The sequence below is a fragment of the Kribbella ginsengisoli genome (assembly GCF_039537185.1).
GTDB classification, from domain to species: domain Bacteria; phylum Actinomycetota; class Actinomycetes; order Propionibacteriales; family Kribbellaceae; genus Kribbella; species Kribbella koreensis.
Map to the genome: position 1 here is coordinate 205089 of NZ_BAABAA010000013.1, position 21205 is coordinate 226293.

Here is a 21205-nt window from a genome sequence, read left to right on the forward strand (position 1 = left end):
ATGCACGTGCAGCCGCGCATGCAAAAGTTTCGTGAAGGTGGGGCCGAAAAGGGGGTGGCGGGGTTTGTCGGTTCGTTGCGGTTCCGTTATGGTGCATGAGCCCCCGGAGAGGAATAAAAGCCTCACCGAGGGTGAACGGACAGCCCCCTCCCCTGTGACCGAAAGGCCACGTTGTGTCCCAGCATCGTGCCGCGGCCAGCCGCGTCACGCCAGGCAAAGCTGCCAGTGCTGCGCGCAAGACCGGCGCAGGTCGTCACAGTGGCAAGCATCGCGTCGCCAGGCGTAACACCCCCAGCAGTACTCAGGTAGTAGGACTGACCGCGGCTCTGGCCGCAGCAGCCGGCGCAGTCGGCTTCAGTCACAGCGCGCTCGCCAACCCGACGTCGGCGAACTCGGCCGTCAACATCGCCGCGCTGAGCATCGGCGACGGCCAGATGAACGCGCTGACCACCGCGCGGATCGAGCGCCGCCAGCTGGCCACCCGTGACTCCTCCCGGGTCGAGCTGGCCGGCACGGAGACGAACAAGAAGCAGGCCGCGGCCGACCGGATCTCGAGGGCCCGCGCCGCCAAGCTCGACGCCACCCGCGCGCTGACCACCAAGCGCGCCACCGCGCTGGCCGCCGCCAAGGCCAAGGCCGAGCTGGCCGAGAAGACCGCCCGCGAGTCGGCCACCCGCTGCGAGATGATGATCTCCGGCTACCACATCACCGCCGGGTTCGGTCAGGCCGGCGGCCGCTGGGCCCGCAACCACACCGGCACCGACTTCGCCGCCCCGATCGGCACCCCGATCCGCAGCGTGATGAAGGGCGTCGTGGTCAGCGCCGAGTTCGCCGGCCCGTACGGCCGCCAGGTCCGCGTCCGGCACGAGGACGGTACCGAGACCTGGTACAACCACATGTCGAAGTTCAGCGTCTCCGTCGGCGAGACCGTGTACGCCGGTGACCAGGTCGGCGCCGTCGGCGTCACCGGCAACACCACCGGCCCGCACCTGCACTTCGAGGTCCGCCCGAATGGTGGCGACCCGATCGACCCGATGCCGTGGCTGCGCAACCACTGCGGTCTCAACCCCTGACCCAAAGGTTTGGCTCACCGCGGATCAGCGGTACTAGGCTGCCGCGCATGCGCCCGCGGCCTGGTGAGGTACTCCATTTCTCCGAGGATCCGACGATCCGGACCTTCCGCCCCCACGTCGCCGCGACGTCGTCGAAGACCGGCGAGTACGTCTGGGCCGTCGGCCACGATCGCGCCCCGGACTACTGGTTCCCCCGGCAGTGCCCCCGCGCGATGGCGTGGGTGGGCCCCGGGACGTCGCCGGAGGACCGCGCCCGGATCATCGGCGACGGTAGCGGCACGCGAGTACACGCAATCGAGTACGGCTGGCTGGAGGCGATCCGTACGGTCGAGCTGTACGCGTACCGGCTGCCCGCCGAGCCCTTCCGGCCGGCCGAGGCGGCCTTTGTAGCGACGACCGAGGTGACGCCACTCGGACCGCCGGAGCGAGTGGGCGACCTCTTCGAGTTGCATGCCGAGGCCGGGATTCAGCTGCGCGTACTACCCCGGCTGCACGAGTTCTGGGACGCGGTGGTCGCCAGCACGCTCGAGTTCAGCGGGATCCGGCTGCGCAACGCGATCGCCCGCTGATGGCCCGTTCCGCAGACTCCTATCGTGCGGTGGCCGAAGCCGCCTGGCGGTGGGTGCTCGACCAGGTGCGGTGGGACGCCGGGGCATGGATCCCCGAGTCGGTGGGTGGGCCGGAGCCGGTGGCGGTACCGGAGTACCGGGACAACGGGATGCACAGCGGGCTTGGTGGGCTGGCGCATGTACTGGCCGAGATCAAGCTCAGCCGGCCGTGGACTGCTGAGGAGCAGACGCTCGCTGACGCGATCGCCGAGCAGATCCGCGCGGCGATCGCAGAGGAGGAGAACTACACCTTCTTCGACGGGCTGGTCAGCCACATCGGCGTACTGACCTCGCTGGGTGTTCCAGGCTCGGATGCTGCCGTCGAGCGGCTGCTGGAGCTGGCTGAGCCCGACGGGTGGCCGTCGAGCTTCGCAGACCCGGACCGGTACCTGCCTGGCGCGCGGATCAACGATATGACGCTCGGTACCGCCGGGGTTCTTCTGGGTGCTCTGTGGGCCCGCAGGAGCGGCGTGGAGGGCTCTACCCGGCTGGCAGAGCAGGCAGTGACCGTACTGCGCGCTGAAGCCGTCTCGCGGCCCACCGGGCTGGACTGGCCGTTCATCCCCGAGCGCTACCTGATCGAGCCGAGGGCCTCGATGCCGAACCTCTCGCACGGCCTGGCGGGGATCGCTGCGACGCTGGCGATCGCCGGTGTCGAGCTCGGCCGGCCAGAGCTGCTCGCTGCGGCCCTGAGTGGAGCAGAGCATCTGGTCACTCTCACCGTCAGCGACAGCGAGGGCCTGCTCGTCCCTCGGCTGGTACCGATCCGAGAGGACTCGGATCTCGACCCGGTCACCTACAACTGGTGCCATGGCCCGGCCGGGACGTCGCTGCTCTTCGCGGCGCTGCAGCACGCCGATGTCAACGATGTAGCCGGTGAGTCGCCGGTGACGTGGCGGAGGCGCTGCAACCACAGTGTTCGGATGTCTGGGCTGCCGGAGCGGCTCTATCCGGGCTTCTGGGACAACGACGGCCGCTGCTGCGGTACTACGGGAGTCGCCGACGTACTGCTCGACTCGTGGCAGTCCACGGGCGACCAGGTCGACTTGGACTTCGCACTGTCGCTGGCTGACACGTTGGTCGAGCGAGCGGTCCGCGACGAGCAGCACGCCTACTGGCAGTTCATCGAGCACCGCGACGAGGTCCCGCTGCTGCCACCTGGGGTCGGCTGGATGCAGGGGGCCGCTGGGATCGCGGCGTACCTGTTCCGCGCCGCCCGGGTGGTCGAAGACGGACGTACGGCAGCAACTGCTCTCCGGATGGAGAACTGGTGGGCCGCTCTATCGGCGCCAGACCTCGGCGGTGGTGAGGAAGGCCGAGGAGCCCGGGCGGTCGGCTGAGCCGTCGACCTGGACGAAGCCCGGTACGGACGCGCCGCCGATCGAGACCGTGGCGGAGCGGACCGGGGCGATCACCAGGCTGAGGCTGTGGGCGCCCTCGGCGAGCTGGAAGTTGTCGGTGGCGAACAGGCGCCGGTCGAGCACGCCGCCCATCTCGATCTGGATGTCGGCGGCCTTGGCGCTCAGCCCGTCGGCGAGGTTCATCGAGACCTGGACCAGGTCGCGCTCGACGGCCGGCTCGTGCCACGGCAGCCCCTGCACCTCGAGGAACGAGCGGACGAAGTACCGCTCCAGCCAGGACGCCAGGTCGACGTCCTCGGAGACCACCCGGACGATCCCGTCGAACCAGAGTACGACCGCCGTACCGGCACCGCAGATCGACCAGTCGACCATCCAGATCGAGGCGAACGCGGTGACCTTGCCGTCCTTGTCGAACAGCCGCAGCCCAGGGTTCGCCCCCGCCAGGATGATCCGGCGGTTGCTACTGTCTGCTGCCTTGGGCATGGGCTGGACCTTCGTCCGGGGAGGGCCGAATACCGATTGTCGCAGTACAGGGACAATTCGGCACGTCGTGGTCTGTTAAATCTTCTCCACCGGGGCGTAGCGCAGCAGCAGGCGCTTGACTCCTTCGGAGCCGAAGTCGATGTCCGCCTGGGCCTGCTGGCCCTCGCCGCGGACCACCACGACGGTACCCATGCCGAAGCTGTCGTGCACCACCCGATCGCCCGGACTGAGGCTGACGATCGGCTTGTCGGAGGCAGTACGCCGGGCCGGCTCCCACCGCGATTGGACCCCGCTGGACCCGCCGGACGACGTACCGGTACCGGACCAGCGGGTGATCGCGGACTCGTCGCGGCGCCAGTCGAGCAGCTCGGCCGGGATCTCCTCGAGGAACCGCGACGGCGGATTGTGCTGCGGTGCGCCGTACGCACTCCGGACGGCGGCCCGCGAGATCGCCAGCCGTTGCCGGGCGCGGGTGATACCGACGTACGCGAGCCGGCGCTCCTCCTCCAGCTCCTTCATGTCGTTCAGTGACCGGGAGTGCGGGAAGACGCCGTCCTCCATCCCGGTCAGGAACACCACCGGGAACTCCAGCCCCTTCGCGGTGTGCAGCGTCATCAGCGTGACCACGCCGCCGTCGTTGGCGGCGTCGGGGATCTGGTCGGCGTCGGCGACCAGCGCGACCCGCTCCAGGAACGCCTGCAGGTCGGACGGTTCGGCGGCCGCGGTGCGCTCCTCGACGAACTCCCGGGCGACCGAGATGAACTCGTCCAGGTTCTCCAGCCGGGTCTCGTCCTGCGGGTCGGGCGACTTCTGCAGCTCCTCGTAGTACCCGGAGCGGTGCAGGGCGACGTCCAGGATGTCGTCCGGCGGGGCGCCGGAGTCGACCATCGCGGTCAGCTCGTCGAGGATGTCGATGAAGCCCTGTACTGCGTTGGCGCTCCGACTAGCCATCGCCGGCGCATCGTGAGCCCGCCGCAGGGCCGCCGAGAAGGTGATCCGGTCGCGCAGAGCCAGTGCCTCGATGGCTGCCTCGGCGCGCTCGCCGATGCCGCGCTTGGGCACGTTGAGGATCCGGCGCAGCGAGACGGTGTCCTCGGGGTTGGTCAGCACCCGCAGGTACGCGAGCGCGTCGCGGACCTCCTTGCGCTCGTAGAACCGGACGCCGCCGACCACCTTGTACGGATGGCCGGTCCGGATGAAGACCTCTTCGAACACCCGGGACTGCGCGTTGGTCCGGTAGAACACGGCCACGTCGGACGGTTTGACCCCGTCCGCGTCGGTCAGCCGGTCGATCTCGTCGGCGACGAACTGCGCCTCGTCGTGCTCGTTGTCGGCGACGTAGACGGCGATCTGCTCGCCCTGGCCCTGGTCGGACCAGAGGTTCTTCGCCATCCGGCCCTCGTTGCGGCTGATCACCGAGTTGGCCGCGGTCAGGATGGTCTGGGTGGAGCGGTAGTTCTGCTCCAGCAGGATCGTCTCGGCGCCGGCGAAGTCCTCCTCGAAGGCGAGGATGTTGCGGATCGTCGCGCCGCGGAAGGCGTAGATCGACTGGTCGGAGTCGCCGACCACCATCAGCTCGGCCGGCGGGCTGACCGGGCCGTCGTTCGGGCCCGGCTCCAGCTCGGCGCAGAGCTCGCGGATCAGCGTGTACTGCGCGTGGTTGGTGTCCTGGTACTCGTCGACCAGCACGTGGCGGAACCGGCGCCGGTAGTACTCCCGGACCTCGGGGAAGGCCTGCAGCAGGTTGACCGTGGTCATCAGCAGGTCGTCGAAGTCCAGCGCGTTGGCCTGGGCCAGCCGCTCCTGGTAGATCCGGTAGCACTCGGCGTACGTCTCCTCCAGGTGGTTGGAGGTCTTCGACGCGGCCGTCTCGTGGTCGATCAGCTCGTTCTTCTGGGTGCTGATCCAGTTCAGGATCGCGCGCGGGTTGTACCGCTTGACGTCCAGGTCGAGCTCGCGGCAGACCAGCGTCATCAGCCGGCGCGAGTCGGTGTCGTCGTAGATCGAGAACGTCGAGCTGATCCCGAACCGCTTGATGTCGCGGCGCAGGATCCGCACGCAGGAGGAGTGGAAGGTGGAGACCCACATCAGCTTGGCCCGCGGCCCGACCAGCTCGACGACGCGCTCGCGCATCTCCGCGGCGGCCTTGTTGGTGAAGGTGATCGCCAGGATCGACCCCGGGTGCGCGTCCCGCGCCGCCAGCAGATACGCGATCCGCCGGGTCAGCACTCGCGTCTTCCCCGACCCCGCGCCCGCCACCACCAGCAACGGCTTGCCCGCATGCACCACAGCAGCCCGCTGCTGCGGGTTCAGCCCCTCGAGCAGCGCAGCCGGATCCGCCCGATGCTTCTTGGGCTCCTCGAGCGGCACCGGCAGTTCATCTGGAGAAAAGAGCGTCGTCATCGCCCACCACCTTAGACACCCCAGCCGACAAACCTCGTACGGACTGGGAACCGTTCGGCGACTCGGGTGGTCGGAGGTGCGTACTACCTTCAGTAGTCCGCCCATCCGAAGGAGTAGTCATGGAACCGCTGGACCAGATTCGTTTGAGCCGCCGAGGTGTTTTCCGGGCCGGCGCCGCCGTGGGAGCGGGAGCCCTCGGCAGCGGTCTGCTCGCCACCGGCACGGCGAACGCTGTGTTGCCGCCGTCGCCGGAGTTCGATCTCGGGGCCACTCCGCATCACCTGTTCGGGCCGAAGATCCTGCACGAGACGCATCACTCGATGCAAGGGTTCACCTTCGACGACGTGAACCGGCGGCTGTTCGTCGTGCAGGCCGAGAACGGTGGGTCCGGCGCCGACCTGGTCGTCAACCAGGTGTCGGCCAGTGGGGCCGTGCTCGGGTCGATGACGGTGAAGCGGGCCGGGCACGGCGTCTCGATCGCCGCGGAGCCGGTCGGCGACATCACCTACATCTGGATCGAGTGCGACGCCGACCAGAACAACGGCGACGGCCGGGGCACCGCGCTGGCCCGGGTGCAGTTCAAGAACATCGTCCGGGAGTCGATCGCCACCGAGGCGAAGTTCTTCCGGGGCAGCGACACGATCACCGCCGCGGTCGACCCGGTCAACAAGCGGCTGATGGTGCGCAGGAAGGAGAACGGCAGCTTCTACTTCAGCGTCTGGCCGCTCAGCAAGGCTCGCGAGGGCCTTGCCGCGGATCGCCTGGTCCACGTGAAGCAGCCCAGCTACAGCCGGACGTTCCAGGGCTACACGTTCTACGGGCAGTACGCCTACCTCTGGTACGGCGACGGGCAGACCAACCCGGACAACATCAACTCCACCATCCGGACCGTCGACCTGAACACGGGCGAGTTCACCCGGGACCCGGCCGTCACCAGGGCCGGGGAGTCGCTGGTCTACCGCGAGCCCGAGGGGATGGCGATCCACCGGATGGACTCCGGCGACCTAGGGCTGTTCTTCGGCTTCGCGTCGAGGCCCGGTGACGGCGGTGACAACCGCTACGCCAACCTGTACTACAAGCTGCTGGCCGGTTAGTCGGCTGAGAGCAGACCTGCTGCCAGCAGAAAAGCTGGGGTGAGGGGCGGCCGGGTGGCCATGGTGGGTACATGGCGGATGACCAGAAGACTCCCATGTTCAACGAGCAGACCCGGCAATCGTTGTACCGGCAGCGGATCGTCGTCCTCGACGGCCAGCTGACCGACGACAACGGGACCCTGCTCGCCACCCAGTTCCTCACCCTCGCGGCCGAGGACCCGTCGACCGACATCTCGCTGTGGATCCACTCGGTCGGCGGGTCCGTGCCGTCGATGCTGGCGATCCGGGACGTGATGCGGCTGGTGCCGTGTGATGTGTCGACGGTGGCACTCGGGCTGGCCTGTAGTGCGGGGCAGTTCCTGTTGTCGGCCGGTACGCCGGGCAAGCGCTTCGCGCTCCGGCATGCGCGGGTGCTGATGCACCAGGGGTCGGCCGGGATCGGTGGCTCGGCGGTGGAGATCGAGATCCAGGCGAACGACCTGCGGCACATCCGCGACACCGTGCTCGGCCTGGTCGCGGCCGATACCGGGCAGTCGATCGAGACGGTCTTCGACGACTCGCTGCACGACCGGTGGTACACGGCCGAGGAGGCCCGGACGTACGGGTTCATCGACCATATCGTCGAGACGTTCGACCAAGTGATGCCTGTCCAGGTAGGAGCGAGCGCATGAGCTACATGATTCCCAACGTGATCAGCCCGCACCCGCGCGGCGAACGCATCATGGACGTCTACTCGCACCTGCTGACCGAGCGAATCATCTACCTCGGTACTGCGATCGACGCCGGCGTCGCCAACGCGCTGATCGCCCAGTTGCTGCACCTCGAGGCGGACAAGCCGGAGAGCCCGATCAACCTCTACATCAACTGCGAGGGCGGTGACATGACGGCCATGCTCGCGATCTACGACACCATGCAGGTCATCAGCGCACCCGTCGCGACGTTCTGCGTCGGCCAGGCGATCGCGGCCGGCGCAGTACTGCTCGCCGCCGGAGCACCTGGCGAGCGGGCGATCCTGCCGCACGCGCGCGTCGTACTGCACCAGCCCGGCGCAAGCGGTCGAGGCACCATCCCCGACCTGATCCTGCAGGCCGATGAGCTGGTCCGCGTCCGCAGCCAGCAGGAGGCGATCCTGGCGGCCCATACCGGGCAGTCGATCGAGCGCCTGCGCCACGACACCGACCGCGACCACGTCCTCACCGCCCAGGAAGCCTGCGACTACGGCATCGCCGACGAGGTGATCCAGCACCGCAACCTCAAGCGCACTCCTGCTCTGACGGCGACAGGAGTTAAGGTCACCGCGTGACCGTGCCGACTGCGAATCCCCGTCCTGACAGTGAAATCGAGCGCGTGCTGGTGGTGTCCGCGCACCCCGACGACGTCGACTTCGGCGCCGCGGGCACGGTCGCGCTGTGGACCAAGGCGGGGATCGAGGTCAGCTACTGCATGGTGACGGACGGCCAGGCCGGTGGGTTCGAGACCGACCGCGACCGCGCCGAGATGCCGCTCGTACGGAGGGCAGAGCAGACCGCCGCGGCCGCCCAGGTAGGGGTCCACGACCTGCATTTCCTCGGCTACCAGGACGGCTACCTCGAGCCCACCCAGGACGTGATCCGCGACATCACCCGGGTGATCCGCCAGGTCCGCCCGCAGCGGCTGCTCTGCCAGTCGCCCGAGCGGAACTGGTCCCGGCTGCCCGCCTCGCACCCCGACCACCTGGCGGCCGGCGAGGCCACCGTCCGCGCGTTCTTCCCCGCCGCCGGCAACCCGTTCGCCTACCCCGAGCTGACCGAAGAGGCGTGGACGGTCGGCGAACTGTGGCTGATCGCGCATCCCGAGTTCAACCACTACGTCGACATCACCGACACCGTCGAGCAGAAACTCGCCGCCGTGATGGCCCACACCAGCCAGCACGCCGACCCCGGCACCCTGATCCCCCGGGTCCGCACCATGCTCAACCACAATGCCGAGCGGGCAGGCTTCCCCGAGTCCCACTACGCCGAAGCCTTCACCGTCATCCGGCTCGGCTGATCGCCTGTGGATAAAGGATTTGCGGTGGGAGGGGGTGGGGCGGGAGGCTCCGGGGGTGATTTCTCATCGGGTGGTTGGGGACGGGCCGGCTGTGCTGTTGGTGCACGCCGGGGTTTGTGATGCGCGGATGTGGGAGCGGCAGATCGAGGATCTGCGGGTCGACCATCGGGTGATCACGGTGGATCTGCGCGGGTACGGCGAGACGCCGCTCGAAGGTGGGGCGAAGTACGCCGATGCCGCGGACGTGCTCGAAGTCCTCGATGAGCTGGGGGTGTCCGTCACGAAGGCCGTCGGGGCTTCCTATGGCGCGTACGTCGTGCTGCAGGCGGCCAGTCGGGCGCCGGAGCGGTTCGAGCGGCTGGTGCTGATGTCGCCGCCGGCCGACAACGTGGTGCCGACCGATGACTTCCGGGCGTTCGCGGCCGAGGAGAACGCGCTGCTCGAAGCCGGGGATGTCGACGGGGCGACGGAGCTCAACGTGCGGACGTCGGTGGGGCCGGAGGCGGACGACGCGGCGCGTGAGCTGGTGCGGGTGATGCAGCGGCATGCGTTCGAGGTGCAGTTGGCGACAGGCGAGGTGGACGCCGACGAATGGGAGGTCGGTGGGATCACGGCGCCGATCAGGCTTTTCACTGGTGCGCATGAGCTGAAGTTCTTCGGCGCTTGCGCGGAGTACCTGACCGAACTGCTGCCGAACGTCGAGCACACCGAGCTCGCGTGGGCCGGGCATCTGCCGTCGCTGGAGCGGCCGGAGGAGATGACGGCGCTGATCCGCGCGTCACTCTAGAGCCGATACAGCGAATGGCCGGCGCGGGGTGCGCCGGCCATTCGGAAGTACAGGTGATCAGTCGGCCAGGGCGCCCATCGGGTCCCAGGCCGGAAGGACGATCGGGGCCTCGTCGAAGCGCGCCTGCAGGTCGGCCGGCAGGGACGACTTGCGGACGGCGATCTCGAAGACGTGCTCGGCGTACCAGGAGTCGTTCATCGTCCAGAAGCCGTTGTCGGCCTTCTCGTCGCCCCAGCTGTTCTCGACCCGCCAGCGGCGCGGCTTGCCGTCGACCAGGTCGACCCCGGTGAACAGCATCGCGTGCGTCATCAGCGTCTCGTGGTGCAGCAGCCGCTCGGCCTTGTCGAGCGAGAACTCGGTGTCGTAGACGGCGCCGAAGTCGTACAGCGCGGCGTCCCAGTAGCCGAGGTCGGCCGACATCTGCTTGCCGACATCGCACCCGAACCAGACCGGCTCACCGGCCACGATCGCGTCCTGGGTGAGCTGCTTCATCAGGTCGATCTCGACGTTCAGGTAGACCACCGGCGGCGCGTCGATGACGTTGCCGAGGTAGTCGACGGTGAAGGTCTTGCCGACCGGGCTGGACTCGCGCGGGTCGTGCACGATGCAGACGTAATCGTCGACCGGCAGGGTCACGTACGCCGCGGCGAACTCGGCGGGCGTCGTCCAGCCGTCGCGGTGGAAGCCCTTGTCGCTGTCCTTCCACTGCCACAGGAACTTCTGCGGCGGCGTGCCCAGGTGGATGCTCAGCACCCGGTGGATCGTGGTCAGCAGCTCCTGCTTGTGCGCCCGCTGTGCCTCGGCGCCCTCGATCTTGCGCAGGTCGCGCGCCCCCTGCCGGAGCAGCTTGCGGAGCGAGTCGTTCATCTGCGCGGTGGCCGACGAGCTCTCGGTCTCCGGCATCGCGGTCTTCGGCACCAGGCCGTGCTTGCGGACCAGCGCGACGAACATGTTCCACTGGCCGCCGTCACCGATCGGGTCGGACAGCAGGTGCGCCACGGTCCGGTCGTCGACGTCGCGATCGGCGGTGTCGATCATCGCCTCGAGGAAGAAGTTGGCCCGCTCGAACTTGTCCCAGAACAGCAGGTAGTTCTGGGAGAACTCGAAGTCCTTCACGCCGAGCTTGGCGGCGGTCCCGGCCCGGAGCAGGTTCAGGCCGGCGAACAGCCAGCACCGGCCGCTCTTCTTCTGGTTCGTCACCTTCCAGTCGTCCAGCAGGTTCGACACGGAATGGTCGATCGAGGTGACGATCTGGCGATCCAGGGCGATCTTGGCGATCGGTGTCTCCGTGACGGCGTTCTGCATCACCCGGTACTGCGGGTTCGACGCGAACTCCTTCTCGAAGAGCGCGAGCTGTTCGGCTGTGAGATTCCGCTCCATGAGAGTCGACGGTATAACAGTCCCAAAGCCCGCTGCGCCCCTGTCGGGGTGGCGAATCTGTGCCCTGGCCACAACTCGCCACGCTATTTGAAAACGATTGTCAATAGTATGTAAGGTGTGACGATGGCACAACGTGGCAAGCCCGCCGGTCCCCGCAAGCCCAAGCAGAACCCGCTGCACAAGGTCGAGTTCGTCGACTACAAGGACACGGCCCTGCTCCGCAAGTTCATCTCCGACCGCGGCAAGATCCGCAGCCGCCGGGTCACCGGGCTCACCGTCCAGCAGCAGAAGCAGGTTGCCCGGGCGATCAAGAACGCCCGGGAGATGGCCCTGCTCCCCTATGCCTCCACCGGCGGCCGCTGACCGTCAGACCAGCCGGCGGTCGGTGGCCCAGCGGGTCAGTTCGTGCCGGTTGGACAGCTGGAGCTTGCGCAGTACCGACGAGACGTGGGTCTCGACCGTCTTCACCGAGATGAACAGCTCCCGGGCCACTTCCTTGTAGGCATAGCCGCGAGCGATCAGCCGGAGCACTTCGCGTTCGCGCTGGGACAGCCGGTCGAGGTCCTCGTCGACCGACGCGATGTCGATGGCGCCGGAGAACGCGTCCAGGACGAAGCCCGCCAGCCGCGGCGAGAAGACCGCGTCGCCGTCGGCGACCCGGCCGATCGCGTCGACCAGCTCGGTGCCGCTGATGTTCTTGGTGACGTAGCCGCGGGCGCCGGCCCGGATCACGCCGATCACGTCCTCGGCCGCGTCGGAGACCGACAGCGCCAGGAACTTGATCTCCGGGTGCCGCTGGTGCACCTGCTTCATCACCTCGGTACCACCGCCGCCGGGCAGGTGCACGTCGAGCAGCACCACGTCCGGCTCGGTCCCGACGATCGCCTTGACCGCGGACTCCACGTCGGCGCCCTCGCCGACGATCTCCACCGAGGCGCCGATCTCACTGCGCACGCCGGCCCGGAACATGTCGTGGTCGTCGATGACCACCACTCGCCTCTGTGTCATCTGTCCATCTCCAGTCGCACTTCGGTGCCTGTCTCCGGGTTCGACCGCACCGTTGCGCGGCCGCCGTGCCGTTCCATCCTGCCCATCACGCTGTGCCGCAGCCCGAGCCGGTCCTCCGGCACCCCGTCGGTGTCGAAGCCCTTGCCGCGGTCCCGGACGAACATCTCGGCCCGGTCCCCGTCCACCTCGACGAACACGTCGATCTTGTCAGCTCCGGAGTGCTTGGCGGCGTTCACCATCGATTCGCGCGCCGCCCGGACCATCGCCGACAGCCCCTCGGTCAGGTCGCAGTCGCCCACGGTCACCACCTCGACCGGTACGCCGTGGGAGTCCTCCACCTCGGCAGCGGCCCGCTTCGCCGCTCCGGCCAGGGTCTGGTCGGTGTTGTCGTCCTCGTCGTACAGCCAGGACCGCAGATCGCGCTCCTGCGACCGAGCCAGCCGTACTACGGCCCGCGGGTCGTTCGCCTGCTTCTGGATCAGGGCCAGCGTCTGCAGCACCGAGTCATGCAGGTGCGCGGCCATGTCGGCCCGCTCCTGCGACCGCACGCGCTCAGCACGCTCGTTGTTGAGGTCACGGCTGAGCCGGTGCACCCACGGCCCCGCGATGACGCCGATACCGACCACTGCGAGCAGCAGGGCGACCAGTACGTCGCCGACCATTGACAGCCGGCCGTTCTGCACCAGGAAGACGGTGACTGCGGTCCCGATCAGGATCAGGCCGACAGCGACCCGGATGACCGACTTCCAGCCACCCTTGCCGAACAACGTGTTGAGCGTCGGGGCCTTGCCGACCCACGCGTTGCGCTGCCCCTCGTCCGCCTGCCGCCAGATCAGCGCCAGACCGGTACCGGCGAACACCAGCGGCCAGAACATCTTGCCCGCGACGCCGAACCCGGCCACGTTGAGCAGCAGCAGTACGCCGATGCCGACGACGACCAGCGCGGTCAGCTGGCCGCGGCTCTTCTCCTTGCGCCGCTCCTTGCTCGGTGACGCGATCGGAGGCACTGGGGTCTCCGGGCGCATCCCATTGCGAGTAGCAGCGGCCAGACCGGGTGCGTTGGGGCCGGTCGACACTTCGAGCGGCATGAGGAACCAGAGCGCGGCGTAGATGAGTACGCCGAATCCGCCGAAGACCGTGGCGCCGATGAAGACCAGGCGGACCACGGTGTCGGACACGTTGAGGTGGTCAGCGATGCCGCCGGCCACGCCACTCAATACGCGGCCTTCGGCTCGCCGGTAGGCGCGGCGTACCGGTGGGGGCTCGTTGCCAGGTGGCGGCTGCTGCTGCGCTCCAGGGGGGCTGTACGGCGGCCCCGGGGCATACGAACCGCCGACCGGGCCCGAGGACCCGCCCGGAGGCGCGGTTGCAGCTGGTTGTGTCATCCCCACGATCGTCACATGCCAGCAGGCCGCGCACCAGCAGGCTTCTCCCCGGCTGACTCCTCAACGGTCACTCGCTGCGCTCAGGGTCGGCCCGGGGTGAACCCCTAGCCGACTGTTGCCGACCGGCGACCCGGGGTCGGCAAAGGGGGATCCCCGATGTTGCCGCAGGCCCGGAGGGGACACTATCGATGGCATGGAGCAGAACTCGAGCGGGGGATTCGACCGCGACCAGCTGAAGGATGTGCAGAGCTGGCGCCGTAGTCGGTCGGACCGGATGCTCGCCGGAGTCTGCGGCGGCATGGGCCGCGCACTGAACGTCGACCCCGTGCTGATCCGGGTAGTGATGGCAGTACTGATCCTCAGCGGCCCAGGCATCATCTTCTACATCGCGGCCTGGGTGCTGATGCCGGACGAGGGCAGCGACCGCTCGGCCGCTCAGGGGGTGCTCGGTGACCGGGTACGGCCCGACCACCCGTGGCTGTGGCCGGTGGTGATCGGTGTCTGCGTGTTCTCCGCCATCGCGCTCATGTCGTCCTTCAACTTCGGCAAGCTGGTTCCCGGGCCACTGGTGGTGCTCGGGCTGCTCTGGCTGTTCGTGTTCCGCCGCAAGGGCCGCAGCCACTGGGGGCACCGCAATGGCGCTTGGGGCGAGCGCAGCGCGGAGCGGGCCCAGCGCACCGTCGAGCGCGTCCAGCGCCACGCCGAACGCCACATCGAGCGAGCACAGCGGCGCGGCCACCACGGCACTCAATGGGCCCAGCAAGCAGCCCAATGGAGCGCAGCCAACCGCCCCCCACCCGGCCAGCCCGGTGCAGCCGGTGCAGGCACGCCTAATGCGGGCAGCGCAGGCAGCCCGCAGGATGTCCCCGCTGACCAGCGAGCCTCGGCTGCAGAGCGCCCTCAGGATCGGGTGACCGAGCCGGTCCAGCCCATCTGGACCGAGGACGACCCGCTGGGGCTGTACGTCGATGAGCCCCCAACCACCACAACTGCGGCCACCCGGCCGCCCGCTGCTCCCCCGGTCAAGGGGTACCGCGGAGTGAAGCCAGCGATCGTCCTGCTGTCCGCCGCGGCGATCGCCATCGCCTGGGCCTCCGGCGCACAGACCACCACGACGCTGGTGATCGGGCTGGGCACCCTCGGCGCCGGCATGCTGATCGGTGGGTTCCTGGGCAAGACCATCGGCCTGCTGCCGCTCGGAATCCTGCTCGCGTTCGGCATCGCGGCCAGCACCGTCTTCCCGCACGTCCCCCGCGACTTCGCCGACGTGAAGTTCGTCGCCACCCCGGCGGATTCGATCGACGCCGCCAGTACGACGTACCGGTTCGACGCCGGGTCGGTGAAGCTGGACCTGACCAAGGCGGTCTTCAAGCCCGGCGCCAAGGTGTTCGTCGACGGCGGGGCCGGCGAGGTCGTCGTCAAGCTTCCGCCGAACGTCGACGTCACCGGCACCGTGAAGGCCGACACCGGCCAGGTCGATGCTTTCGGCAAGGTCAAGGGTGGGCACACTGCTGACATGGCGGTGAGCGATCTGGGCGTCGACGGCAAGGTGAGCCAGCAGAGCGTGGTGCTCGACCTGCACGTCAAGCTGGGCAGCATCAAGGTGGAGCGCTGATGAGGAAGATCAAGCCGGACGTACCGGGCATCATCGCCGGCACCGTGCTGACCGGCGGCGCCTCGATCTGGATCCTCAACGACAACGGCGTGGTCCAGACCGACGACGTCGGCCTCACGGCCGCCCTGCTGCTGGTCGCCGCGGGCATCATCGGCCTCGCCGCCTCCCACCGAGGCTGATCGGCCCACCGAGGCTGATCGGTCCACCGCGGCTGATCCTCACACGGCTCCACCACGGACTGGGTTAGTCTTGTTGACCGCTCGATCAACCGGTTCACCGGTGGCCGGGCACCCGAGGAGCCCGGTCAGCGGGTTCCGTTGAAGGTCTACAGGAGTTGTGATGGTGCGCGGCACCGTGAAGTGGTTCAACGCCGACAAGGGCTACGGCTTTCTCGCCGTGGACGGCCAGGACGACGTGTTCGTCCACTGGAGCAAGATCGTCACCGACGGGTACAAGACGCTCGAGGACGGCCAGCAGGTCGAGTTCGAGGTGGTCGACGGACCCAAGGGCCGCGAGGCCGACGCGGTCCAGACCCTCTGAGACGGGCGCTCCGGTCCGGGGCGGCGCGGCAGCCCTTTTCCACACCTGCGCGGAGCGTGGGCAACCGGTAACCTGACCTCTCACTGTGGGAGGGGAAGCGAAGTGACCGACGAGCCGGTGCACGTGATCCGGAAGCTCGAGCAGGCGTTGCGCGACGACGACTTCGCCTGGTCGCTGATGCTGGTCGGCGAGGACCAGACCGACAAGCTCGCGACGCTGACCGGCGACCTGCGCGGACCGCACTCGGAGACCGGTGACGGCAAGCAGATCACCTCCGGCTTCTCCTACTGGGGGATCGGCCCGACGATCGCCTGGTCGAACGCGACCAACGACCCGTTCTACCTGGTGATGAAGGCCGGCGCCGAGTCGTTCCTGCGGCACTGGCGCAAGGTCCGGCCGCACACCGACAGGACCGGTTTCCACTTCGTCAGCCTGGGCGTCGGTACCGGCGTGAAGGACCGGACGATCCTGGCCGACATGTACCGGAAGAACCGGGACATGTTCTACATCCCGGTCGACATGAGCTCGGAGATGCTCCGGATGGGAACGCTGGAGCCGGTCCGCGGGCTCGGCTTCCCGATGGCGCAGGTGCTGCCGGTCCAGCTCGACTTCTCGATCGCGGACAACATGAGCGAGCTCGGCCAGATGCTGGCCCGGCTGGTCGGCGACGAGCCGATCCTGTTCACGCTGACCGGCAACACGCTGGCCAACTTCGAGAGCGATCTCGAGCTGCTCGGCACGATCACCCGGATCCTGCGCCCGCAGGACCGGCTGCTGCTCGAGGTCGCCAGCACGAGCAGTCTCGACCAGACGGCGGCGGATGCGGCCGCCGATGAGTACCAGCAGACTCGTGCTTTCGCCGAGTTCGTCACCAGTGCGCTGCGCTACAACACGGATCTGCGGATCGAGGACGGTCTGATCGACTACCGCGGCGAGGTGGAGACCGACGACGCGCTGCTGGTCAAGATCGTCTGGCAGAACAACACCTCCGAGTCGATGACGATGGGGTTGCCCGACCACACCGAGGTCACCCTCAAGCCCAACGACACGATCCTGCTCTACACCACCCGCAAGTTCTCCACTGAGCGGCTGAAGAAGATCACCTCCGAGTGCGGCCTGACCGCGATCGAACACGCCCACTCCGGCTTCCGCTACGCCCGCCGCCCCAGCCCCTTCGGCCTGGACCTGTTGCTCCTGGCCCCCGAAGGCGCCGAAATCCCCAACCTCCTCGCCGAAGACATCTGGTCCCAGTGACCGAGGGTCCCGCCGGTACTCCGAACCGCGCCGAGGGCGCGGTTGGCGAGGGTGATGCCGACGGGGTGGATGCAGAGCCGGCGGCCGGTGATGCGATCGCCGATGCGCCGGTTCGGCGGGCGCGATGGCGGGTGCTGGCCCGGCTGCGGCTGCTTGCCGGAGCGTTGCGCGTCTCCAGCAGTGATGCGCGGTGGGCCGGGTACCGGCGGGTGATCGTCACCTGGGTCAGCTATGGGTTGCTGGCGCTGGCGTTCGTGTTGGGGGTGATCTGGTTCTTCTGGCCGGACAATAGCCGGTGGGAGCCGGCGGTCAACTCGCTGACCCTGGTCGCCGGACTGACCGGCATCTTTGTCGAGCGGCTCAGTGCGGAGGCGGAGCGGCGTACCGGCGTACTGCGTGCCGTGGCCGACGAGCTGCAGGAGAACACCCGCCTCCTGTCCGACGAGCGCTTCTCCCCCAAAACCCCCACCCAACGCCAGGTCTACCCACGGCTCGTCGTCTCCGCCGTCGACCTCGCGCTCGTCTCCGGCGCCCTCGGCCGGCACCGCGACGCCGAGCTCGTCACCCTCCTGCACCGCTGGCGCGACACCGTCCACCTGTTCAACCGCCGCCTCGACCTGACCGAGATCAGCACCTTCTCCAACACCATCTCCGCCGCCGAGCTGGCCGCCTTCCACCGCGCCCTGACCCGCGAGAACAGCTACTTCGCCGCTACCCGCGAAATGCTCGAAACCCTGCTGAGCCGCCTCCCGACCCCCTGAGCCTCTACGCTTTCGGACAGGACCGTTATTGCCCCCGCCCCACGGGAGGTCACCCCATGCGAGCACTCCTGACTGCTGCCCTCGCCACCCTGCTAATGGTGCCCCTCGCGACCGCGCAGGCAAGCGAGCCACCACCACCGACCCCCGTCTCCCTGGGCATCCCCCTCTCCGACGTACTCCTGATCGGCGGCACCGTCGCCCCCGGCCCGGTCCCCGGCAAGGCAGCCATCTGGAACGTCTCCACTGGCAAGCCCGGCTACCTGAACGCCATGGACCCGGCCACCGGCGCCAGCCTCGTCTCTGCCCCGCTGGAAGGCGCCGATTCCGGCTACGCCGTCACCGCCACCCCCGACGGCTCCATCTACGCCGGCACCTACAGCAACGGCCACCTCTACCGCTGGCGCCCCGGCATGGGCGACACCGTCGAGGACCTGGGCCGGCCAGTCGCCAGTGAGAACTACATCTGGAGCCTGACCTCCGACGAGCAAGGCAACATCTACGGCGGCACCTTCCCCGGCGGCAAGCTCTTCCGGTACGACGCCGCGACCGGCGCGGTCCGCGACTACGGCCAGGCCGTCCACGGTCAGACGTACGTCCGCAGCATCGCCTACGCGAACGGCAAGGTCTACGCCGGCACCAACCCCGACGCCCACCTCGTCGAGCTCGACCCGGCCACCGGCACAGTGTCCGAAGTCCCTTCCCCACCAGGGATTCCGGACATCAGGAACCTCGCCATCTACGACCTCGCCGCCCGCGCCGGCAAGCTCTACGCGCGCTTCAGTACGGCGTACCCGGCCCCGCTCTGCGTCTTCGACCTCGCCACCCGCACCTGGACCGACCAGATCCCCGCCGCCCACGGCCTCAACATCTCACCGGTCGGCGACCAGGGCGAGATCTACCTGATCCAGCAGGGCGAGCTCAAACGCTACGACCCGGCAGCGAAAGCCCTGACCGGCACCGGCCTGACCTTCACCGGCCGGATCCAGAACGCCCGCGCGATCGGCTGGGCCGAGCTCGGCCTGCCCGACTACCCGGGCAAGAGCATCGTCGGCACGCTGTGGCGCGGAGAGCTCTTCCGCTACAACCCGCAGACCGGCAAGTCCGACATCATCCAGTCCGCCGTACGCCGGGAGCCGATCGAGATCCTCTCGGTTGCCGGTGGCAAGCAATCGGCCTACGTCGGCGGCTTCCTCAACGGCGGCGTCTCGGTCGTCGACCCGCAAACCGGCGCGGCCACCTTCAACCGCTTCTCCCAGACCGAGGCCGTGATGGAGGCATCCGACGGCCGCGTCTGGATCGGCAACTACCCCGAGGCCCGCGTCTACTCCTACGACCCACGCCAGCCGTGGAGCAGCCCGGAGTACTCGCCCGGACCACCCGGCACACCGGACAACCCGCGCCTCGAGGTCAACATGAAGGCCGACCAGCAGATGCGCGCCCGGGCCTTCGCCGAGGTGGACGGCAAGATCGCCATCGGCACCGTCCCCGAGGGCGACCGGCTCGGCGGCGCCCTCGCCATCCACGACCCGGTGACCGGTACCACCCAGACCTTCCGCAACGTCGTCCAGGACGAGAGCATCTTCGGCCTCGCCGCCGACCACGGCATCGTGTACGGCGGAACGTCGATCACCGGCGGCCTCACCACGACTCCCCCGACCCGGGCCGAGGGCACCGTCTTCGCCTGGGACGTCCGCAACTCCCGCAAGCTCTGGGAGACCCCGATCGCGGGCGCCGGCACGGTCAACTCGGTCGCGATCGGCCCCGACGGCCTGCTCTGGGGCGTGGCCGGCAAGACGATCTTCGCCGTCGACACGCTGCGCGGCCGGCTCAAGCGCCGCTTCGACGTCGGCACCACCACGGCCGGCGGCGACATCGTCGCGACCCGGGACGCCCTGTACGCCGGGATCGACGGCACCAAGCTCTACAAGCTCACCCCGTGGCAGCGCACTCCACCCGCTGTCTGGCTGACCCAGGCCAACCGGCGGATCGCAGTACGCGGTGACACTCAGTTACTGGTCACAACCGGAGCACAGCTTTTCAAGATCGACCTTAATCGTTGACAGCCGAATTTCCTTCCCAGTAGTTTCGGCCTGGACCGTTATTAGAGGGGGTCCGATGAGAACCAGCGTCAACCGCATCCTGGCACCGCTCGCCGTGCTGGCGGTGGCGGCCTCGATCACGTCCTGCGGCGGCTCCGACGAGCCGTCGTCGTCGTCAAGCACCGTCACCGTCTGGATGTATCCCGTGATCGGCGACCAGAAGGCCGGCGATGCCTACTGGGCGCAGGTCGAGAAGGACTTCGAGGCGGCCAACTCCGGTACCGACCTGAAGATCGAGCAGCAGCCCTGGGCCGAGCGCGACCAGAAGCTCGCCACCGCGTTCTCCGGCGGCAAGGGCCCGGACGTCGTGGTGCTGAACCCGGACCAGATCCCGCAGTACGTGGCGAACGGCTCGCTGTCGCCGGTCGACAAGGTGATCGATCCGGCCAAGAGCAACTTCCTGCCGGGCGCTCTCAACGCACTGACCGTCGACGGCAAGATCTACGCCGCGCCGATCTACCACACGGTCACGACGACGATCTACAACAAGAAACTGCTCGACAAGGCCGGGATCACCACTCCGCCGCAGACCTGGGACGAGATCAAGGCGGCCGCGCCGAAGCTCAAGGCGGCCGGCGTCGCGACACTGGACTACTCGGCCTCGCCGAGCGCGACGATGAACCTCAACTTCTACCCGTTGCTGTGGCAGGCCGGCGGCTCGGTCTTCTCCGAGGACGGCAAGAAGGCGACCTTCAACGAGGCGCCCGGCGTCGAGGCGCTGACCTTCCTGACCAGCCTGTACAACGACGGCGCGATCCCGAAGGGCGCGCTGACCAACGCCAACCTGGTCGCCGACGCGCCACTGGGCAAGCAGCAGGTCGCGATGGGCTTCGCCAACACGCTCGCCGACGCCAAGACGGTGGAGACCACCTGGGGCGCGGGCAATGTGGTCATCGGCCTGCCGCTCAAGAACAAGAAGCAGGTCGGTTTCGGGCTGCCCGGCGGACTCGGCGTGAACGCGGCGTCGAAGAACGTCGCCGGCGCGGAGAAGTTCCTGTCCTTCATGATCGATCCCAAGCAGGTGGTCAGCCTCGGCACGGCGTCCGGCTTCCTGTCCCCGCGGACCGATGCGAAGGTGCCGGCCAAGGATGCCGAGGCGGCCAAGTTCGCCGACGCCTTGCAGTACGCCTTCCCCGGCCAGCCGAATCAGGCCGCCCGGCAGGTGAACGCCCTGCTCGCGGTCGAACTGCAGGCCGCGCTGACCGGTAAGAAGACTCCTCAACAGGCTCTGGACGACGCAGCGAAGCAGGCGAACGACCTGCTGTCGCGACAACGGTGAACTCGCGGGGAGGGCGCGCGGCAAAGACGGAGGGAGGCCGCGCGACC

At 68.5% G+C, this 21205-nt stretch carries 21 protein-coding genes; 16 read left to right on the forward strand and 5 right to left on the reverse strand.

Going from position 1 to position 21205, the window contains the following annotated elements; translation table 11 throughout:
• The first annotated feature begins 173 nt into the window (after window positions 1-173).
• The 3 genes from ABD768_RS34115 to ABD768_RS34125 are packed head-to-tail and all read left to right on the forward strand — an operon-like array spanning window position 174 to window position 3021.
• Window positions 174-1073, forward strand: coding sequence for a M23 family metallopeptidase (locus ABD768_RS34115; protein WP_343969149.1), 900 nt, complete (start codon window positions 174-176; stop codon window positions 1071-1073).
• A 47-nt stretch (window positions 1074-1120) separates the two neighbouring features.
• Window positions 1121-1642 (forward strand): DUF6886 family protein, encoded by a 522-nt coding sequence (locus ABD768_RS34120; RefSeq protein ID WP_343969151.1) that lies wholly within the window; start codon window positions 1121-1123, stop codon window positions 1640-1642.
• On the forward strand, window positions 1642-3021 hold the full coding sequence (locus tag ABD768_RS34125) for a lanthionine synthetase LanC family protein (protein WP_344847713.1): 1380 nt from the start codon (window positions 1642-1644) through the stop codon (window positions 3019-3021). Before ABD768_RS34120 ends, ABD768_RS34125 begins: the two co-directional genes overlap by 1 nt.
• Here ABD768_RS34125 and ABD768_RS34130 read toward each other — a convergent pair.
• Both ABD768_RS34130 and pcrA read right to left on the reverse strand, forming a co-directional pair.
• Complete coding sequence (locus ABD768_RS34130; protein ID WP_344847715.1) at window positions 2962-3525, reverse strand: hypothetical protein; 564 nt, start codon at window positions 3523-3525, stop codon at window positions 2962-2964. The genes ABD768_RS34125 and ABD768_RS34130 overlap by 60 nt on opposite strands.
• A 75-nt stretch (window positions 3526-3600) precedes the next feature.
• The gene (gene pcrA / locus ABD768_RS34135) at window positions 3601-5928 is read right to left on the reverse strand and encodes a DNA helicase PcrA (protein ID WP_344847717.1); all 2328 of its coding nucleotides are present in this window, start codon (window positions 5926-5928) and stop codon (window positions 3601-3603) included.
• 119 nt (window positions 5929-6047) lie between these two features.
• Between pcrA and ABD768_RS34140 the strand changes: the two genes are divergently transcribed.
• The 5 genes from ABD768_RS34140 (at window position 6048) to ABD768_RS34160 (ending at window position 9837) form a co-directional block, all read left to right on the forward strand.
• Window positions 6048-7022: a phage baseplate protein gene (locus ABD768_RS34140; RefSeq protein WP_344847719.1), complete on the forward strand. Its 975-nt coding sequence runs from the start codon at window positions 6048-6050 to the stop codon at window positions 7020-7022.
• Window positions 7023-7093: 71 nt separating this feature from the next.
• Entirely contained in the window at window positions 7094-7693 is a 600-nt protein-coding gene (locus tag ABD768_RS34145; protein WP_343969159.1) for a ClpP family protease, read from the forward strand.
• Window positions 7690-8325 (forward strand): ClpP family protease, encoded by a 636-nt coding sequence (locus ABD768_RS34150; RefSeq protein WP_343969161.1) that lies wholly within the window; start codon window positions 7690-7692, stop codon window positions 8323-8325. Before ABD768_RS34145 ends, ABD768_RS34150 begins: the two co-directional genes overlap by 4 nt.
• Window positions 8322-9050, forward strand: a complete 729-nt coding sequence (locus tag ABD768_RS34155) for a PIG-L deacetylase family protein (RefSeq protein WP_344847722.1) — start codon at window positions 8322-8324, stop codon at window positions 9048-9050. The genes ABD768_RS34150 and ABD768_RS34155 overlap by 4 nt, the downstream gene beginning before the upstream one ends.
• Window positions 9051-9105: 55 nt before the next feature.
• On the forward strand, window positions 9106-9837 hold the full coding sequence (locus ABD768_RS34160) for an alpha/beta fold hydrolase (RefSeq protein ID WP_344847724.1): 732 nt from the start codon (window positions 9106-9108) through the stop codon (window positions 9835-9837).
• Window positions 9838-9894: 57 nt separating this feature from the next.
• Here ABD768_RS34160 and ABD768_RS34165 read toward each other — a convergent pair whose 3' ends face one another.
• A complete protein-coding gene (locus ABD768_RS34165; RefSeq protein WP_343969167.1) occupies window positions 9895-11217 on the reverse strand; it encodes a C1 family peptidase in 1323 nt (440 codons plus the stop codon).
• Between the two features lie 123 nt (window positions 11218-11340).
• Between ABD768_RS34165 and rpsR the strand changes: the two genes are divergently transcribed.
• Window positions 11341-11580: a 30S ribosomal protein S18 gene (gene rpsR / locus ABD768_RS34170; protein ID WP_343969169.1), complete on the forward strand. Its 240-nt coding sequence runs from the start codon at window positions 11341-11343 to the stop codon at window positions 11578-11580.
• A gap of 3 nt (window positions 11581-11583) precedes the next feature.
• Here the strand turns inward: rpsR and ABD768_RS34175 are convergent, their stop codons facing one another.
• Both ABD768_RS34175 and ABD768_RS34180 read right to left on the reverse strand, forming a co-directional pair.
• Window positions 11584-12225: a response regulator gene (locus ABD768_RS34175; RefSeq protein WP_343969171.1), complete on the reverse strand. Its 642-nt coding sequence runs from the start codon at window positions 12223-12225 to the stop codon at window positions 11584-11586.
• Window positions 12222-13610, reverse strand: coding sequence for a PspC domain-containing protein (locus tag ABD768_RS34180; RefSeq protein ID WP_344847727.1), 1389 nt, complete (start codon window positions 13608-13610; stop codon window positions 12222-12224). Before ABD768_RS34180 ends, ABD768_RS34175 begins: the two co-directional genes overlap by 4 nt.
• A 193-nt stretch (window positions 13611-13803) precedes the next feature.
• Here ABD768_RS34180 and ABD768_RS34185 point away from each other — a divergent pair, with 193 nt between their 5' ends.
• From ABD768_RS34185 to ABD768_RS34215, 7 genes are all read left to right on the forward strand, one after another.
• Window positions 13804-15225 (forward strand): PspC domain-containing protein, encoded by a 1422-nt coding sequence (locus tag ABD768_RS34185; protein WP_344847729.1) that lies wholly within the window; start codon window positions 13804-13806, stop codon window positions 15223-15225.
• Window positions 15225-15404 (forward strand): hypothetical protein, encoded by a 180-nt coding sequence (locus ABD768_RS34190; protein ID WP_343969177.1) that lies wholly within the window; start codon window positions 15225-15227, stop codon window positions 15402-15404. Before ABD768_RS34185 ends, ABD768_RS34190 begins: the two co-directional genes overlap by 1 nt.
• Before the next feature lie 160 nt (window positions 15405-15564).
• Window positions 15565-15765 (forward strand): cold-shock protein, encoded by a 201-nt coding sequence (locus tag ABD768_RS34195; RefSeq protein ID WP_343969179.1) that lies wholly within the window; start codon window positions 15565-15567, stop codon window positions 15763-15765.
• A gap of 102 nt (window positions 15766-15867) precedes the next feature.
• Window positions 15868-17019 (forward strand): L-histidine N(alpha)-methyltransferase, encoded by a 1152-nt coding sequence (locus ABD768_RS34200; protein ID WP_343969181.1) that lies wholly within the window; start codon window positions 15868-15870, stop codon window positions 17017-17019.
• Window positions 17016-17780 (forward strand): hypothetical protein, encoded by a 765-nt coding sequence (locus ABD768_RS34205; RefSeq protein ID WP_343969183.1) that lies wholly within the window; start codon window positions 17016-17018, stop codon window positions 17778-17780. Before ABD768_RS34200 ends, ABD768_RS34205 begins: the two co-directional genes overlap by 4 nt.
• Before the next feature lie 56 nt (window positions 17781-17836).
• Window positions 17837-19840, forward strand: coding sequence for a hypothetical protein (locus ABD768_RS34210; RefSeq protein ID WP_344847733.1), 2004 nt, complete (start codon window positions 17837-17839; stop codon window positions 19838-19840).
• Window positions 19841-19895: 55 nt separating this feature from the next.
• On the forward strand, window positions 19896-21158 hold the full coding sequence (locus tag ABD768_RS34215; RefSeq protein WP_344847735.1) for an extracellular solute-binding protein: 1263 nt from the start codon (window positions 19896-19898) through the stop codon (window positions 21156-21158).
• Window positions 21159-21205: the final 47 nt, after the last annotated feature.